The 15,190-nt window shown below is 67.5% G+C and carries 16 protein-coding genes and 1 tRNA gene (1 of these 17 cut by a window edge); 7 read left to right on the plus strand and 10 right to left on the minus strand.

Features of this window, described 5'->3' with window-relative positions:
- The first annotated feature begins 44 nt into the window (after window positions 1–44).
- The 6 genes from FEF15_RS07550 to FEF15_RS07575 are packed head-to-tail and all read left to right on the plus strand — an operon-like array spanning window position 45 to window position 5,960.
- Window positions 45–2,855, plus strand: coding sequence for a monovalent cation/H+ antiporter subunit A (locus FEF15_RS07550; protein ID WP_163558549.1), 2,811 nt, complete (start codon window positions 45–47; stop codon window positions 2,853–2,855).
- A complete protein-coding gene (locus tag FEF15_RS07555; protein WP_163558550.1) occupies window positions 2,855–3,196 on the plus strand; it encodes a Na+/H+ antiporter subunit C in 342 nt (113 codons plus the stop codon). Before FEF15_RS07550 ends, FEF15_RS07555 begins: the two co-directional genes overlap by 1 nt.
- Window positions 3,196–4,737, plus strand: coding sequence for a monovalent cation/H+ antiporter subunit D (locus FEF15_RS07560; RefSeq protein ID WP_163558551.1), 1,542 nt, complete (start codon window positions 3,196–3,198; stop codon window positions 4,735–4,737). Before FEF15_RS07555 ends, FEF15_RS07560 begins: the two co-directional genes overlap by 1 nt.
- Complete coding sequence (locus FEF15_RS07565) at window positions 4,734–5,231, plus strand: Na+/H+ antiporter subunit E (RefSeq protein WP_163558552.1); 498 nt, start codon at window positions 4,734–4,736, stop codon at window positions 5,229–5,231. Before FEF15_RS07560 ends, FEF15_RS07565 begins: the two co-directional genes overlap by 4 nt.
- Complete coding sequence (locus FEF15_RS07570) at window positions 5,225–5,494, plus strand: K+/H+ antiporter subunit F (protein ID WP_163558553.1); 270 nt, start codon at window positions 5,225–5,227, stop codon at window positions 5,492–5,494. Before FEF15_RS07565 ends, FEF15_RS07570 begins: the two co-directional genes overlap by 7 nt.
- A gap of 16 nt (window positions 5,495–5,510) precedes the next feature.
- Window positions 5,511–5,960: a Na+/H+ antiporter subunit G gene (locus FEF15_RS07575; protein WP_163558554.1), complete on the plus strand. Its 450-nt coding sequence runs from the start codon at window positions 5,511–5,513 to the stop codon at window positions 5,958–5,960.
- A 10-nt stretch (window positions 5,961–5,970) separates the two neighbouring features.
- On the opposite strand, the gene hemH is transcribed toward FEF15_RS07575, so the two are convergent.
- The 10 genes from hemH to rnr all read right to left on the minus strand — a co-directional run bounded on the left by hemH (window position 5,971) and on the right by rnr (window position 14,891).
- Window positions 5,971–7,044, minus strand: coding sequence for a ferrochelatase (gene hemH / locus FEF15_RS07580; protein WP_163558555.1), 1,074 nt, complete (start codon window positions 7,042–7,044; stop codon window positions 5,971–5,973).
- A 158-nt stretch (window positions 7,045–7,202) separates the two neighbouring features.
- The gene (locus tag FEF15_RS07585; protein ID WP_163558556.1) at window positions 7,203–7,505 is read right to left on the minus strand and encodes a DUF6482 family protein; all 303 of its coding nucleotides are present in this window, start codon (window positions 7,503–7,505) and stop codon (window positions 7,203–7,205) included.
- Window positions 7,506–7,645: 140 nt separating this feature from the next.
- Window positions 7,646–7,939, minus strand: a complete 294-nt coding sequence (locus FEF15_RS07590) for a hypothetical protein (protein WP_163558557.1) — start codon at window positions 7,937–7,939, stop codon at window positions 7,646–7,648.
- Window positions 7,940–8,009: 70 nt separating this feature from the next.
- A complete protein-coding gene (gene dnaB / locus FEF15_RS07595) occupies window positions 8,010–9,398 on the minus strand; it encodes a replicative DNA helicase (RefSeq protein ID WP_163558558.1) in 1,389 nt (462 codons plus the stop codon).
- A 131-nt stretch (window positions 9,399–9,529) separates the two neighbouring features.
- The gene (gene rplI / locus FEF15_RS07600; RefSeq protein ID WP_163558559.1) at window positions 9,530–9,976 is read right to left on the minus strand and encodes a 50S ribosomal protein L9; all 447 of its coding nucleotides are present in this window, start codon (window positions 9,974–9,976) and stop codon (window positions 9,530–9,532) included.
- Between the two features lie 16 nt (window positions 9,977–9,992).
- Window positions 9,993–10,847, minus strand: coding sequence for a hypothetical protein (locus tag FEF15_RS07605; protein WP_163558560.1), 855 nt, complete (start codon window positions 10,845–10,847; stop codon window positions 9,993–9,995).
- 12 nt (window positions 10,848–10,859) lie between these two features.
- Complete coding sequence (gene rpsR, locus FEF15_RS07610) at window positions 10,860–11,087, minus strand: 30S ribosomal protein S18 (RefSeq protein ID WP_023004506.1); 228 nt, start codon at window positions 11,085–11,087, stop codon at window positions 10,860–10,862.
- A gap of 33 nt (window positions 11,088–11,120) precedes the next feature.
- The gene (rpsF, locus tag FEF15_RS07615; protein WP_163558561.1) at window positions 11,121–11,495 is read right to left on the minus strand and encodes a 30S ribosomal protein S6; all 375 of its coding nucleotides are present in this window, start codon (window positions 11,493–11,495) and stop codon (window positions 11,121–11,123) included.
- A gap of 143 nt (window positions 11,496–11,638) precedes the next feature.
- Entirely contained in the window at window positions 11,639–12,367 is a 729-nt protein-coding gene (rlmB, locus tag FEF15_RS07620; protein WP_163558633.1) for a 23S rRNA (guanosine(2251)-2'-O)-methyltransferase RlmB, read from the minus strand.
- A gap of 109 nt (window positions 12,368–12,476) precedes the next feature.
- On the minus strand, window positions 12,477–14,891 hold the full coding sequence (gene rnr / locus FEF15_RS07625) for a ribonuclease R (protein WP_163558562.1): 2,415 nt from the start codon (window positions 14,889–14,891) through the stop codon (window positions 12,477–12,479).
- Window positions 14,892–15,123: 232 nt separating this feature from the next.
- Between rnr and FEF15_RS07630 the strand changes: the two genes are divergently transcribed.
- Window positions 15,124–15,190: transfer RNA gene (locus tag FEF15_RS07630), tRNA-Leu, on the plus strand (it continues 21 nt past the right edge of the window).

A 15,190-nucleotide genomic window follows, 5' to 3' on the forward strand; every position in this document is an offset into this window, starting at 1 on the left:
GCGACGATGTCTCCGTAACCGCCGTCAGAATGGACGAACCACCAATGTCATTGCTGTGGATTCCCCTTCTTACCATCGCCGGCATTGCCGTGCCGGTAATGACCTCCCGTCGTGGCCGCATGATCTGCGTCAGGGCCACCCTCGTCGCCCCGCTGCTAGCCCTGGCCCTGGTACTCAGCCACGCCCCGGCCGTGTTCTCCGGCGAGGTGGTCAGCTTGCAGATACCCTGGATGCCGCTGCTCGGGCTCGACCTCGCCCTGCGCGTCGACGGTCTGACGCTGCTGTTCGCCCTGCTGATTCTGGGCATCGGTAGCCTGATCCTCTACTACGCCGGGCACTATCTCTCCGCCAAGGAGGACGACGGCCGCTTCCTCGCCTACATGATGCTGTTCATGACCGCCATGCTCGGCATCGTCATGGCGGACAACCTGATCCTGCTGTGGCTGTTCTGGGAGTTGACCAGCATCTCCTCCTTCCTGCTGATCGGTTTCTGGGGGCACCGCAGCGATGCCCGGCGCGGCGCGCGCATGGCCCTGGCGGTGACCGGCGCCGGCGGGCTGGCACTGCTCGCCGGTCTGCTGCTGATCGGCCAGGCTGCCGGCACCTTTGCCCTTGGCGAGGTGCTCGCCGCCGGCGACGCCATCCGCGCCTCGGAGCACTACCCGCTGATCGTCGCTCTGGTGCTGCTCGGGGCCTTCACCAAGTCGGCGCAGTTCCCCTTCCACTTCTGGCTGCCCCACGCCATGGCTGCGCCCACTCCGGTGTCGGCATTCCTGCACTCGGCGACCATGGTCAAGGCCGGCGTATTCCTGATGGCGCGCCTCAATCCGGCGCTGGGCGACACCGCTCTGTGGTCACTGTGCCTGACCCTGGCCGGGCTTGCCACCATGCTCTATGCCGCCTGGTTCGCCCTGCTGGAGCGCGACCTCAAGGGCATCCTGGCCTTCTCGACGGTGAGCCACCTGGGCCTGATCACCCTGCTGCTGGGCCTGGGGAGCCCGCTGGCACTGGCCGCCGCGACCTTCCACATCCTCAACCACGCTACCTTCAAGGCGGCGCTGTTCATGAGCGTGGGGATCATCGACCACGAGGCGGGCACTCGCGATATCGACCGCTTGGGCGCGCTGTGGTCGATGATGCCGCTCACCGGCACCCTGACCCTGCTGGCCGGCGCCGCCATGGCCGGCATTCCGCCGTTCAACGGCTTCCTCTCCAAGGAGATGCTGCTCGACCAGAGCCTGCAGACCGGCCTGCTCGGTGCGCTGAGCGGCGTCATCCCGCTGCTGGTGGTGCTTGCCGCCACGCTCTCGGTGGCCTACTCGCTGCGCCTGGTGTGGAGCCTGTTCTTCGCCGCGCCCAAGCTGACCCGCGAAGAGAAGGCCCAGCCATTGCTCAAGGTTCACGACCCGGCCCGCGGCATGCTCGCCCCGGGGCTCTTCCTGGCCGCCATGAGCCTGCTGGTGGGACTCTTCCCCATGACCCTGGCCGAACCTCTGGTCAGCGCCGCGAGCCTGGCCATCCAGGGCGCATCCACGCCCGAACTGAACCTGGCGCTGTGGCACGGGCTCAACCTGCCGCTGCTGATGAGCGCCGTCGCCGTGGCTGGCGGCGTGGTGGTCCTGCGCCAGCAGCGGCGCCTCGCTGCCATTGCCGCGCTCTTCCCGGCCCGCGACGCCAGCCGCCTCTTCGAAGCCGCCGTGCTGCGCGTCATCAAGGCCGCGCTGTGGCTCACCCTGCGCCTGGAAAACGGCTCGCTGCAGCGCTACCAGGCGCTGCTGGTGCTGTGCGCCCTGGCCATGGCCGGCATAGGCCTGATGCAGCTCGACAACCTCACCGGGGCCGCCGGCCTGCAGCCGATCGACGCCATGCTGGTGCTGGGTGCGGCGCTGACCATCTTCTGCGCCATCAGCAGCGCGCTCAGCCACCGCTGGCGACTGGTCTCGATCCTGATGCTGTCGGTCGTCGGTCTGATGGTGTCGCTCGCCTTCGTGCGCTTCTCGGCGCCGGACCTCGCTCTGACCCAGTTGTCGGTGGAAGTGGTCACCATGATTCTGCTGATCCTGGCCCTGTTCTTCCTGCCCCAGCGCCCGCCGCTGATGGTCTCCGGCCGGCGTATCCTGCGTGACCTGCTGCTGGCGGTGGCGATGGGGCTGGTGATCGCCATGCTCAACTATGCCCTGCTGACCCGCGAGACGCTGAGCATCGCCGACTACTTCCTGCGCGAAAGCATCCCGGGCGGTGGCGGCTCCAACGTGGTCAACGTCATCCTGGTCGACTTCCGCGGCTTCGACACCTTCGGCGAGATCACCGTACTGACGCTGGCCGGCCTAGCCACCTTCAAACTGCTCAACCGCCTCAGGCTGTTCATGCCGGCGGGCAACGTCGAGGGCATTCGCTGGTCGCAGCACCGCTACCCGATGATCCTCGCCGTGGTCGCCCAGATCCTGCTGCCGCTGGCCCTGCTGGTCTCCGTCTATATCTTCCTTCGCGGCCACAACCAGCCGGGCGGCGGTTTCGTGGCCGGACTGATCACCGCCACCGCGCTGCTCCTGCAGTACATGGCGCGCGGGCACGACTGGACGCGGGCCCGCCTGCCGATCGCCTATCCGATCGTGGCCGTATCGGGGCTGGCCGTCGCCCTGGCCACCGGCCTGGGCAGCTGGCTGTTCGGCTACCCCTTCCTGACCTCGGCCTTCGGCCACTTCCACCTGCCGCTGATCGGCGAGTTCGAACTGGCCACGGCGATGCTCTTCGATCTCGGGGTCTTCCTGGCCGTGGTCGGGGCCACCCTGATGATCCTGGTCAACCTCGGTCGTGTCACCACCATTCACCGTCCGACTCTGGAGGAGCACTGATGGAAGCCCTGTTCTCGGTTGTGGTCGGAATACTCACTGCCAGCGGCATCTACCTGCTGCTGCGCGGCCGCACCTTCCCGGTCATCATCGGCCTTTCGCTGCTCTCCTACGCCGTGAACCTCTTCCTGTTCTCCAGCGGCGGGCTGCGCACCAATGCCGCGCCAGTGATCGGCGCCTCGCTCAGCCCCACCGACCCGCTGCCCCACGCGCTGGTGCTGACAGCCATCGTCATCGGCTTTGCCATGACCGCCTTCGTCGTCATCCTCGCGGTGCGGGCGCGCAGCGAGCTGGGCAGCGACCACGTCGACGGCCAGCAGGGCGAAGAAGGAGATACCCGCTGATGAGCCAACACCTGATCGCCCTGCCCATCCTGCTGCCCATGCTGGGCGCCCTGGTCCTGCTGCTCTCCGGCCGGGCCACCGAGTCGACCCAGCGTGGTCTCAGCCTGACCTTCACCGCCCTGCTGCTGGTGGTCAACCTGGGCCTACTCGAGCGGGCCGCCGGCGGCGGCCTGGCCTTTTATGCCCTGGGCAACTGGGAGGCCCCCTACGGCATCGTGCTCATGCTCGACCGGCTCTCCGCCCTGATGCTGACCCTCACCGCCGTGCTGGCCCTGGGCTGCGTGCTGTTCGCCTGCGCCGGGGACGACATGCGCGGTGCCTATTTCCACGGCGTCTTCCAGCTGCAGCTGATGGGGCTGAACGGCGCCTTCCTCACCGGGGACATCTTCAACCTCTTCGTGTTCTTCGAGATCCTGCTGCTCGCCTCCTATGCCCTGCTGATGCACGGCGGCGGCAAGGGGCGCGTGGGCGCCGGTCTGCACTACGTGATCCTCAACCTGGCCGGCTCGGCGCTGTTCCTGATCTCGCTCGGCATCCTCTACGGCGCCACCGGCACGCTCAACATGGCCGACATGGCGCGGCGTATCGCCGGCATGCCCAACGACCAGGCCGCGCTGGTGACTGCCGGGGGGCTGCTGCTGATCGTGGTGTTCAGCCTCAAGGCGGCGCTGCTGCCGCTCTACTTCTGGCTGCCGCGCACCTATGCCGCGGCGCCCGCCCCGGTGGCGGCACTCTTCGCCATCATGACCAAGGTCGGGCTCTACGCCATCCTGCGGGTGCAGAGCCTGGTCTTCGCCGACACGCCGGCCGCCGAGCCCATTGCCGCCTGGCTGTGGTGGTCGGGGCTTGCCACCCTGGTGCTGGCCGCCGTGGGGGTGCTCGCCGCCCGCGACCTGCGAACCCTGATCGCCTATCTGGTACTGATCTCGGTGGGCACGCTGCTGGCCGGCAGCGCCCTGGCGAGCCCCGGCGCCAACACGGCGCTGCTCTACTACCTGCCCCACACTACCCTGATCTGCGGGGCGCTGTTCCTGCTCGCCGAACTGATCGGTCAGCAGCGCGGCAAGGCGGGCACCCGCCTGGTGCGTGCCCGCCGCCTCCACCAGCGCTTCCTGCTCGGCGGTCTCTTCCTGGTGGCCGCGGTGGGCGTGGCCGGCCTGCCGCCCCTGGCCGGCGCGCTGGGCAAGCTGATGCTGATGCAGGCCGTGGAAGGCAGCGCGCGGCTGTGGCTGTGGCCGCTACTGCTGCTTGCGGGGCTGTGCGCCCTGGTGGCGCTGTCGCGCGCCGGCTCGGTGTTCTTCTGGGCAAGCTACAAGGGCGAGGTGGCATCCGGCCGGGTGAACCGCGCCCAGCTCGCCGGGGTCCTGTGGCTGATGGCCAGCGCCCCGCTGCTGGTGGCCTTCGGCGGCCCCATGAGCGAGTACACGCGGGCCACGGCCCAGCAGCTGGCCCAGCCCGGTGCCGTGGTCGCCGAGCTGTTCGGCGAGAGACCGATCGCCCGGGTCGCCCCGGTCCATGAGCTGGAGGGAGAAGTGCGATGAAAGCCCTGGGACGCTACCTTCCGACCCCGACCCTGTCGCTGGTGCTGCTGGTGGTCTGGCTGCTGATGGTGCGCAGCGTGTCCTTCGGTCAGATCCTGCTCGGTCTCTTCCTGGCGGTGGTCATCCCGCTGATGACTCGCGACTTCTGGGAGCCCCTGCCGCGAGTCAAGCACCCCCTCAAGCTGGCGCGTTTCGTGCTGGTGGTGCTGTGGGACATCGTGGTGGCCAACCTCCAGGTAAGCCGGTTGATTCTGTCGCCCAAGCGCGAGGCGCACCCCGGCTTCATCGAGTACCCGCTGGAGGTGAAGGACCGTCTGACCATCACCCTGCTGGCCAACACCATCACCATGACGCCCGGCACGGTCTCCACCAACATTCGCCTGGACGGCTCCTCGCTGTTGATCCACGCCCTCGACATGGGCGAGGAGCAGGCGCTGATCCGCGAGATCCGTGAACGCTACGAGCGGCCGCTCAAGGAGATCTTCGAATGCTAGACACCGCCTTGTGGGTCAGCCTGACGCTGATCGTGCTGGCCATGGCGATGAACGTCTATCGACTGGCCATCGGCCCCGATGTCCCCGACCGCCTGCTGGCGCTGGACACGCTCTACGTTAACTCCATCGCGCTCATCGTGCTGCTGGGACTGTGGCTCAACACCAAGACCTATTTCGAGGCCGCCATCCTCATCGCCATGCTGGGCTTCGTGGGCACCATGGCCATCTGCCGCTACCTGCTGCGTGGCGACATCATCGAGTGACTCGAGGAGCGAGACCATGACCTTCTTCGTCATCACCGAGGGCCTTATCTCCCTCCTGCTGGTCGCCGGGGGGATCTTTGCCTTCACCGGCTCGCTGGGCATGCTGAAGCTCAAGGACTTCTTCATGCGCCTGCATGGCCCCACCAAGGGCACCACCCTGGGCATCGGCTGCATACTGATCGCCTCGATGCTCTACTTCACGGTCACCCAGCGCACCTTCCACGTCCAAGAACTGCTGATCACGCTGTTCCTGTTCATCAGCGCCCCGGTGACCGGTCACATGCTGGCCAAGACCGGCCTGCACATGCACCTGCGCTTCATCACCGGCACGCGCGGCTCGGTGCCCGAGCTCCGCGACGAGGACGTGGGCCAGAGCCGAGTGGCGCGCCCGGCCCGCGCCAAGCACCCGTGGCACACGCGCAAGGCCAAGAAGCGGTCCCGGTTCAAGCAGCGCGAGACCGCCTGAGCCGGCCGGTTCAACACCAGCCGGCCAGCTCGTTCTCGATCACCGCGAGCAGCGCCTGGATGTGGTCGTCGCGGTCGTTGAGGCAGGGCACGTAGGTGAAGCGTTCGCCGCCGGCGGCAAGGAAGCTCTCCTTGATCTCCTCGTTGATCTCCTCGAGGGTCTCCACGCAGTCGGCGGAGAAGGCCGGCGAAATCACCGCGATGTGCTTCCTGCCTCGTCGGGCCAGCTCGGCCACGTGGTCCACCGTGGCCGGCCCCACCCACTCCTCGGGACCGAACTGCGACTGGAAGGCGGTCTGGACGGCGTCCGGCTCCCAACCCAGCCGCTCGCGCAGCAGTCGCGTGGTCTTCTGGCACTGGCAGTGATAGGGGTCGCCCTCGCGCAGAAAGCGCTTCGGCACGCCGTGATAGGAGGCCACCAGCACCTCGGGACTTTCCTCCGCGGCCGCATAGGCTTCGTTCACCGAGTTGGCCAGCGCCGTGATGTAGTCGGGGTGCGCGAAGTAGGCCGGCACGGTGCGCAGCGCCGGCTGCCACTTGAGCTGCATCAGGGTGCGGAAGGCCTGGTCGTTGGCCGTGGCGGTGGTCGGCGAGGCGTACTGCGGGTAGAGCGGGAAGAACAGGATCTTCTCGCAGCCCGCCGCCTGCATACGGCGCAGCACGCTGTCGGTGGAGGGGTTGCCGTAGCGCATGCAGAAATCGACCAGCACCCCATCACCGTGGGCCGCAGCGAGCCCCTCAGCCACCTTGCGCGTCTGTTCGCGGGTGATGGTGAGCAGAGGGCTCTCGTCCCGGTCGGTGTTCCAGATGCCGCGATAGGCGGCCCCGGAGCTGAAGGGGCGCTTGGTGAGGATGATCAGCTGCAGCAGTGGCTGCCATTTCCAGCTCGGGTAGTCCACCACCCGCTTGTCAGAGAGGAATTCGTTGAGATAGCGGCGCATGGACCAGTAGTCGGTGGCATCCGGCGTACCGAGGTTGGCCAGCACCACTCCCACTCGGGGACGCGCCACCGGCGGGTGGTCGGCCGGGGCATGCGCCAGGCGGCCCTCGCCGGGCTGGTCTTGATCCACTTGCGATGCGGTCATGCACTGCGCTCCTTCTGGTCGGTGACGACGTCGAGCACAGTTTACCAGCCAACGCTGGCGAGGGGCATGAAGTTGTACTATGGGGTTTATTTGTACAGCTCAGGAAAAAGCCTCAGCGTACAGCGGCCCCGCGATTGTCGGGTGAAAGGGTGATGACGTCAGAACACCAGCGGCATGCGCGATGCCAGCGGATCGTGGTAGTGGGCCTCGCGCCCGATGACCTCGTCCTGGGGCACGTACTGCACCAGATAGGCACGATGGATGCCGGCGCGCTTGAGCTCCAGGTAGACGTCCTCCAGCGAACGGAAGAGCATGGGCTTGCCGCGGTTTTCCAGGGTGTGCCGGACACCTTCGACGTCTTCCAGCTCCATCTGGTAGCAGTGGCTGCCGGCATGGGTGATGACGCGAATCTCGAAATTGTCGTGGGCGGCCACGAAGGTCTTGAGCGCGTGCAGTTGCATAGGTCCCTCCTTGGGAGCGGGCCGGGATTGCCAAGTGGCCACAGCCTGGGCCACACCGATGACACCCGCATGACGATACCGTGTCTTGGCTGTGACCACGCCCGGGAAGGAAGGGTTCCGGCGACGGGGAGCGCCCACGCTCACTGATAGCTGGAGGGGTCGATGGCCTTGGCCAGGGAGTTGCGATCCACCCACTTGCCCGCCTTGGTCTCCTTGTAACGAAACACCACCCGGTCGCCCACCTCGACGGCAAGCTCCGCCTCCTCGGTCTGGTAGCTGTATGCCTCGCCATCCACCACCAAGTGGAAGCGGTAGAGGTCGGGCATGCCCAGCCACTCCTTGAAGGGCCCTTCGCGCTCCACTGACTGCAGCTCGCCACGCGCTTCCAGCTTGGGCACGCGCGACCGCTTGCCGCGCCGAAATCCGCCTGCCATGGTGTCTCCTTCCTGTGCTGATCCGAGGGGTCGGCATTATACGAGCCCGCGTGCGGGACTCAAGCCGCTTCTAGTCGCCGAAGGCCTCGCCGTAGCTATCCGGCGCCAGGTCCTCGAAGCGGGTGTACTTGCCGATGAAGGCCATGTGCACCGTGCCGATGGGGCCGTTACGCTGCTTGCCGATGATCAGCTCGGCCAGCCCCTGATTGTCGGGGTTATCGGGGTTGTACACCTCGTCACGGTAGACGAAGGCGATGATGTCCGCATCCTGCTCGATAGCCCCCGACTCGCGCAGGTCCGACATCACCGGACGCTTGTTGGGACGCTGTTCGAGCGAGCGGTTAAGCTGCGAGAGCGCGATCACCGGACAGCCGAACTCCTTGGCCAGGCCCTTGAGCGAGCGCGAGATCTCGGAGATCTCGCCGGTGCGATTCTCCGAGAAACCGGGGATCTGCATCAGCTGCAGGTAGTCGATCATGATCATCGCCAGGTTGCCGTGCTCGCGCACCACCCGGCGGATGCGCGAGCGCATCTCGTTGGGCGACAGCGCGGCGGTGTCGTCGATGAACAGCTGCTTGTCCTTGAGCAGGTTGACCGCCGAGGTGAGGCGCGGCCAGTCCTCGTCCTCGAGCTGGCCGGTGCGCACCCGAGTCTGGTCGATGCGCCCCAGTGAGGAGAGCATGCGCAGCATCAGCGACTCCGCGGGCATCTCCATGGAGAACACCATCACCGGCTTGTCGCTGGCGATCACCGCATGTTCCACCAGGTTCATGGCGAAGGTCGTCTTGCCCATCGAGGGCCTGCCCGCAATAATCACCAGGTCGGAGGGCTGCAGCCCCGAAGTCATGTCGTCGAGGTCGCGAAAGCCCGTGGAAAGCCCCGTCATCTCGCCTTGGAGGTTGAACAGCTCGTCGATGCGATCCACCGCCTTGGCGAGCAGCTCGCTCATACCGATGGGGCCACCCGACTTGGGCCGCTCCTCGCTGATTTGGAAGACCAGCCGTTCAGCCTCATCGAGGAGTTCGTCGGCCGGCCGCCCCTGGGGGCTGAAAGCGCCGTCGGCGATCTGGCTGGCCGCGCGGATCAGCTTGCGCAGGGTGGCGCGCTCGCGAACGATATCAGCGTAGGCGCGAATGTTGCTCGCCGAGGGCGTGTTGCGCGCCAGCTCTGCGAGGTAGGCGAGCCCGCCCACGGTATCGAGCTGGTCGCGCCCCTCCAGCGCCTCGGAGAGCGTCACCACGTCCAGCGGGCGCGCCCCCTCCGCCAGGCCCGCCATGACGTTGAAGATGAGACGATGCTCGTAGCGGTAGAAGTCGTCGGCCCCCAGACGGTCGGCGACGTTGTCCCAGGCCGCGTTGTCGAGCATCAGCCCGCCCAGCACCGACTGCTCCGCCTCCAGCGAGTGCGGCGGCACCTTGAGGGCGGCAGTTTCCTGGTCGGGGGCGACGACGTCATTCATGGCGGACGAACTCCACGGCGGCAAGGGGTCATTCTAGCGCAAGCGCGCAGGCCTCCAAACGGGGCAGGCGCAAACGAAAAGCCCCGCAACCCTGACGGGTGCGGGGCAGCGCGAAAGCTCGGCAATGAGGCTTATTCGGCCACCACCACCACGCGCACGGTGGCGTCGACTTCGGCATGCAGGTGCAGGTCGATATCGTACTCGCCGGTGGCGCGGAGCGGCCCGTCGGGCATGCGCACTTCGCTCTTGGCAACGTCGATGCCGGCAGAGGAGATTGCCTCGGCCAGGTCGCGCGGACCGATGGAGCCGAACAGCTTGCCCTCGTCGCCGGCCTTGGCGACCAGCGACAGCTCGATATCGGCGAGCTGGGCGGCGCGTGACTCGGCCTCGGCCTTGCGCTCGGCGGCCTGGGCCTCGAGCTCGGCACGCTGCGCCTCGAAGGCGGCGATGTTGTCCTTGGTCGCCGGCACGGCCAGGCCGTAGGGCACCAGGTAGTTGCGGCCATAGCCGGGCTTGACGGTGACCTGGTCGCCCAGGCCGCCCAGCTTGCCAATCTTGTCGAGCAGAATGACTTCCATCTCGTGAACCTCTATGTCAATCGCTGCGGGAGGCCAGACGGCCGCGGAAATCCGCGAACACGTCGAGCAAGGCCGCCAGCAGCACGATCAGAATCATGGGCCAGGTGGTGATCAGCAGCAGATAGAAGGCGATCAGCCACAGCCCGTTCATGCCCTTGGCACCGATGAAGCCGTGGACCAGCGCAATGCCGGCCACCAGCAGGGGAACCCATACCAGCATGGCCAGCGCCGGCACCCCCAGCAGCGCGCCCACCGCGCCAACGCCCACCAGCAGGCCCAGCTCGCGGCCGGACAGGCGCAGCGCGTGGAACTCCTCGCGAAAGCCGCCGGGGTTGTAGAGCCCCGCCTGCCAACTGCGCGCCAGCGCCAGGCAGCCCACCGCAGCGAGCAGCACCACCAGACCGGTAATGCCCCCGACCAACAGCGTGGCCAGCGCCTCGGCATCGTAGCCCTGGCGGGCCAGCTCGCTGAGCATGGCGTCGACCTCGGCCGAGCCCTGGCGCAGCTGCTCGAGCAGTGGCCCGGTCCCCCCCGGCGGCACGAAGAGCCCCAACTGGATCATCGCCGCCCCGGCCAGAGCACCGACGATCAGCGCCTCGCTCCAGCGCATGCGCTCGCGCAGCACCAGCGCCATCAGGGTGACCAGCAGCACGCTGGCCAGCGGTATCGCATCGCCCTGCATCCACCACCAGCCGGCCGGTACGGCGGCCGCCACGATCACCGGCAGCGCCGCGGAGAAGCCGCTTCGCAGGGTGACCAGCGCCGCAATGGCCCCGCTCAGCCAGAACAGCCAGGGCACAATGGCCGTTACGGCCGCCCCGCCTGCTGCATGGGGCGTGCCGCGCATCAGCCAGCGGGCGATGGGCAACATCGGCTGGCCGGCTTACTGGTGGCTGTCGGTATAGGGCAGCAGGGCCAGGTAGCGAGCGCGCTTGACGGCGGTCGCCAGCTGACGCTGGTAACGCGCCTTGGTGCCGGTGATGCGGCTGGGTACGATCTTGCCGGTCTCGGTGATGTAGGCCTTGAGCGTGTCCAGATCCTTGTAGTCGATCTGCTTCACGCCCTCGGCGGTGAAACGGCAGAACTTGCGACGGCGGAAAAAGCGTGCCATGGAAAAGACTCCTTGGGGCGAGCGAATGGTGACTTAGGCGGTGGCTTCGGCGCTGCGCGGTTTCTCTTCGCGGCGCGCCCGCTTCTCTTCGGCCGGCTTCATCATCGGCGACGCCTCGGTGATGGCTTCCTTGCAGCGCACCACCAGGCTACGGATGATGGCGTCGTTGAAGCGGAAGATGTTCTCGATCTCCTCGAGGGTCTCGCCGCTGCACTCGACGTTCATCAGCACGTAGTGCGCCTTGTGGATCTTGTTGATCGGGTAGGCCAGGTGACGGCGGCCCCAGTCCTCCAGCCGATGCACGGTGCCACCGCTCTCGGTGACGATGCTGGAGTAGCGCTCGACCATGGACGGCACTTGCTCGCTCTGGTCCGGATGGACCATGAACACGATTTCGTAATGACGCATGGGGATCTCCTTGCGGGTTAGCAGCTTCCACGTGAGGCGTGTCGCGCTCAGAGGAAGCAAGGAGGTGAAATGGAAACGCCCGCTCACGCAGGAACGGGCGCCTGCATTCTAGAGAGGCACGCCATCAGTTGCAAGGCGCGCGATCATCGGCGGCGTTGGCGCACCGCCTCGAAGAGGCCGATGCCGGTGGCCACCGAGACATTGAGGCTCGACACCGCCCCGGCCATGGGCAGCTTGACGAGATGGTCGCACGCCTCGCGGGTGAGGCGTCGCAGCCCCTTGCCCTCGGCGCCCATCACCAGCGCCACGGGCCCGCTGAAGTCGGCCGCGAAGAGGCTCTCCTCGGCCTCGCCGGCGGTACCGATGACCCAGACATCGAGCGTCTTGAGCCTGGCCAGGGCGCGCGCCAGGTTGGTGACCTGATAGACCGGCACGCTCTCCGCCGCGCCGCAGGCCACCTTGCGCACCGTGGCATTGAGCGGGGCGGACTTGTCCTTGGGAACGATCACCCCGTGGGCGCCGGCGGCATCGGCGCTGCGCAGGCAGGCGCCCAGGTTGTGCACGTCGGTGACGCCATCGAGCACCAGCAACAGCGGCGGGGCCGTGAAGGGCCAGGCCTCCAGTTGGAAGTAAAGCGCCGCCTCATCCTGGGCGACGAGCGGGGAACAGAAGGCGATCACCCCCTGGTGGGCACCGCCGCCGGCCAGGTCGTCCAGCACCTCGCGGGGCCGGGCGAGCGGGCTCACCCCAGCAGCCCGGGCCTGGGCCACCAGCGCCTCGAGACGCCGCTCGGCGGCGCCCTCCTGCACCCACAGCTCGCGGGGCGGCTCACCGCGTGCCAGCAGCGCCTCCACGGCATGAACCCCGAACACCGCCTCGAGCCCGGCGGGGGCTGCAGTGGACGGGCGGCGGGGGCGGCGAGGCTTGCGCCCCGCCCGGTTCTGCGTGCGTCGTTTCTCGCTCACCGTCGACTCACCCCGCTCAACGCTTGCGCGAGCGCGGCTTGCCGCGACCGCCGCGGCGCTGGCCCTTGCCCTCGGCACCCTGGCTCTCGTCCGCCTTGCCCTTGGCCTTGGCCGCACCGGCCCGCGCCCGACCGCGGTCCGGCGCGGCATCCACGGCGCGCCGCCGCCGTGGCTTGCGCTGCGGCCGCGGCGTCGCATCGGCCAGCTCGAAGTCTATCTTGCGATCGTCGAGATCGACGCGCGCCACCTGCACGGTGACGCCGTCGCCGAGGCGGTAGCTCATGCCGCTGCGCTCGCCCTTGAGGCGGTGCTTCTCGGGCTCGTAGTGGTAGTAGTCGGAGGGCAGCGAGGTGACGTGCACCAACCCCTCCACGTAGACCTCGTCGAGACGCACGAAGATGCCGAACTGGGTCACCGAGGCGACGGTGCCCTCATAGATCTCGCCGAGCTTGTCGGACATGAACTCGCACTTGAGCCAGTCCTCGACGTCGCGAGTGGCGTCGTCGGCGCGACGTTCGGTCATCGAGCAGTGCTCGCCGAGCTCGAGCATCTGCTCGAAGGTGTAGGGACACCACTTGCTGGGCGGCTCCACCGGTGCGCCCTCGGCGCGCAGCACGGTGGCGGTCTGGCGCGGGCCGCGAATCACCGAGCGGATTGCCCGGTGGACGATCAGGTCCGGGTAGCGGCGGATCGGCGAAGTGAAATGGGCATAGGCCGGGTAGGCCAGACCGAAGTGGCCGTCGTTCTGGGGCGAATAGACCGCCCGACTCATGGAGCGCAACATCACCGTCTGGATGACGTCCGAATCGGGGCGGTCCTTGATGGCCTCGGCGAGTTCCTGGTAGTCCTGCGGGCTGGGGTCGTCCCCCCCGCCCAGTGACAGCCCCAGCTCATTGAGAAACAGGCGCAGCTTGTCGAGGCGCTCCGGCGAAGGCTTCTCGTGGATGCGGTAGAGGGCCGGCAGGTCATGTTTGTCGAGAAAGCGCGCCGTGGCTACGTTGGCCGCCAGCATGCACTCCTCGATGAGCTTGTGGGCGTCGTTGCGGGTACGCGGGACGATCTTCTCGATCTTGCGCTCGTCATTGAAGACGATGGCCGTCTCGGTGGTCTCGAAGTCAATGGCACCCCGCGCCTCGCGCGCCTCGCGCAGCAGCCGGTAGAGGGCATGCAGGTTCTTGAGCGGCTTGACCAGCTCGCGGTACTGCTCGCGCAGGGCATTGCCCTCGTCTCCCTCGTCGTCGAGGATCGCCGCCACCTTGTTGTAGGTGAGCCGCGCATGGGAGCGGAACACCGCCTCGTAGAAGCGGTAGCGGCTGATCGCGCCATTCTGGGAGATGTTCATCTCGCAGACCAGTGCCAGGCGGTCGACGTCCGGGTTCAGCGAGCAGAGCCCGTTGGAGAGCAGCTCCGGCAGCATGGGCACTACCTGCCCGGGGAAATAGACGGAGTTGCCGCGACGGGTCGCCTCCTGATCCAGGGCACTGCCGGGGCGCACGTAGTGGGAGACGTCGGCGATAGCCACCAGCAGCTTCCAGCTGCCGGACTTGGTCTTCCAGGCACAGACGGCGTCGTCGAAGTCCTTGGCCGTCTCGTCGTCGATGGTGACGAGGGGCACGTCGCGCAGGTCGACCCGGTGCGCCTTGTCATCTTCGGCCACCTCGGCGGACATCCCGGCGATCTGGTCGTGCACCTCCGGCGGGAACTCGGCGGGGATCTCGTAGCTGCGGATGGCGATATCGATCTCCATCCCCGGGTCCATGCGCTCGCCGAGCACCTCGACCACCTCGCCCACGGGCTGCACCCGGGTCTCGGGTTGCTTGACGATGCGCGCCGAGATCACCTGGCCGTCCTGCGCTCCGCCACAGGCGCTGTGGGGGATGATCACCTCTTGGGTGATGCGCGGGTTCTCGGGAATCAGCACGCCGAACTCGGGGGTGTTCTCGCGGTAGACACCGACGATGGTCTGGGTATTGCGCGCCAGCACCTCGGCGATAGTGGCCTCGTCACGGCCACGGCGGTCGCGGCCGCTGATGCGCACCAGCACGTGATCGCCGTGGAAGACGCGGCGCATCTGGCGCGGCGGCAGCACCAGATCGGGCTTCTTGCCATCGTCGCGCAGCAGGAAGCCGAAGCCGTCGCGGTGGCCGAGCACCTTCCCCTTGATCAGGTCGAGCTTGTCGATCAGCGCATAGGCACCGGCGCGGTTGCGCAGCACCTGGCCGTCGCGCTCCATGGCGGCGAGGCGTCGGCGTACCGCCTCCTGCAGCTCCTCATCCTCGAGGCCCAGCAGGCGGCTCATCTTCTCGTGGGTGATCGGCTTGCCGTACTCCTCCAGCCGGGCGAGCAGGTACTCGCGGCTGGGCGCCGGCTTGTCGTACTTGTGGGCCTCGCGGCTGGCATGCGGGTCGTCGCTGAGCGTCCAGTGAGTCATGCGGGGTGCATCCTTGGCAGGGTCGGGGACGGCAAAAGGAAGGGGGCGCCCGGGCGCCGCGGGCCAGGAATCTGGCTTAGGGGATTGATTGTCATGGCCGCAGTATAGCGTCGCCCGGGCCACCACCCAACCTCAGCATCGGTCGCCGGCGTCCGGATCGGCGGAAAAATTCGCCCCGACCGCCCGCCGACCCTTGCAAAGACGACGAAATCGGGTACCATACGCGTCGCCTGCCCAGATGGCGGAATTGGTAGACGCGCTAGCTTCAGGTGCTAGTGTCCTTACGGACGTGGAGGTTC

This window comes from Halomonas sp. NO4 (genome assembly GCF_010994375.1).
GTDB lineage: Bacteria > Pseudomonadota > Gammaproteobacteria > Pseudomonadales > Halomonadaceae > Halomonas.

Coding starts and splice junctions, on each gene's coding strand:
- FEF15_RS07585 (WP_163558556.1), bottom strand. CDS start 7,505: ATGCAACTGCACGCGCTCAAGACCTTCGTGGCCGCCCACGACAATTTC.
- dnaB (WP_163558558.1), bottom strand. CDS start 9,398: ATGAATGACGTCGTCGCCCCCGACCAGGAAACTGCCGCCCTCAAGGTG.
- FEF15_RS07605 (WP_163558560.1), bottom strand. CDS start 10,847: ATGTTGCCCATCGCCCGCTGGCTGATGCGCGGCACGCCCCATGCAGCA.
- hemH (WP_163558555.1), bottom strand. CDS start 7,044: ATGACCGCATCGCAAGTGGATCAAGACCAGCCCGGCGAGGGCCGCCTG.
- FEF15_RS07575 (WP_163558554.1), top strand. CDS start 5,511: ATGACCTTCTTCGTCATCACCGAGGGCCTTATCTCCCTCCTGCTGGTC.
- FEF15_RS07555 (WP_163558550.1), top strand. CDS start 2,855: ATGGAAGCCCTGTTCTCGGTTGTGGTCGGAATACTCACTGCCAGCGGC.
- rpsF (WP_163558561.1), bottom strand. CDS start 11,495: ATGCGTCATTACGAAATCGTGTTCATGGTCCATCCGGACCAGAGCGAG.
- rplI (WP_163558559.1), bottom strand. CDS start 9,976: ATGGAAGTCATTCTGCTCGACAAGATTGGCAAGCTGGGCGGCCTGGGC.
- FEF15_RS07550 (WP_163558549.1), top strand. CDS start 45: ATGTCATTGCTGTGGATTCCCCTTCTTACCATCGCCGGCATTGCCGTG.
- rnr (WP_163558562.1), bottom strand. CDS start 14,891: ATGACTCACTGGACGCTCAGCGACGACCCGCATGCCAGCCGCGAGGCC.
- FEF15_RS07565 (WP_163558552.1), top strand. CDS start 4,734: ATGAAAGCCCTGGGACGCTACCTTCCGACCCCGACCCTGTCGCTGGTG.
- FEF15_RS07590 (WP_163558557.1), bottom strand. CDS start 7,939: ATGGCAGGCGGATTTCGGCGCGGCAAGCGGTCGCGCGTGCCCAAGCTG.
- FEF15_RS07570 (WP_163558553.1), top strand. CDS start 5,225: ATGCTAGACACCGCCTTGTGGGTCAGCCTGACGCTGATCGTGCTGGCC.
- rpsR (WP_023004506.1), bottom strand. CDS start 11,087: ATGGCACGCTTTTTCCGCCGTCGCAAGTTCTGCCGTTTCACCGCCGAG.
- FEF15_RS07560 (WP_163558551.1), top strand. CDS start 3,196: ATGAGCCAACACCTGATCGCCCTGCCCATCCTGCTGCCCATGCTGGGC.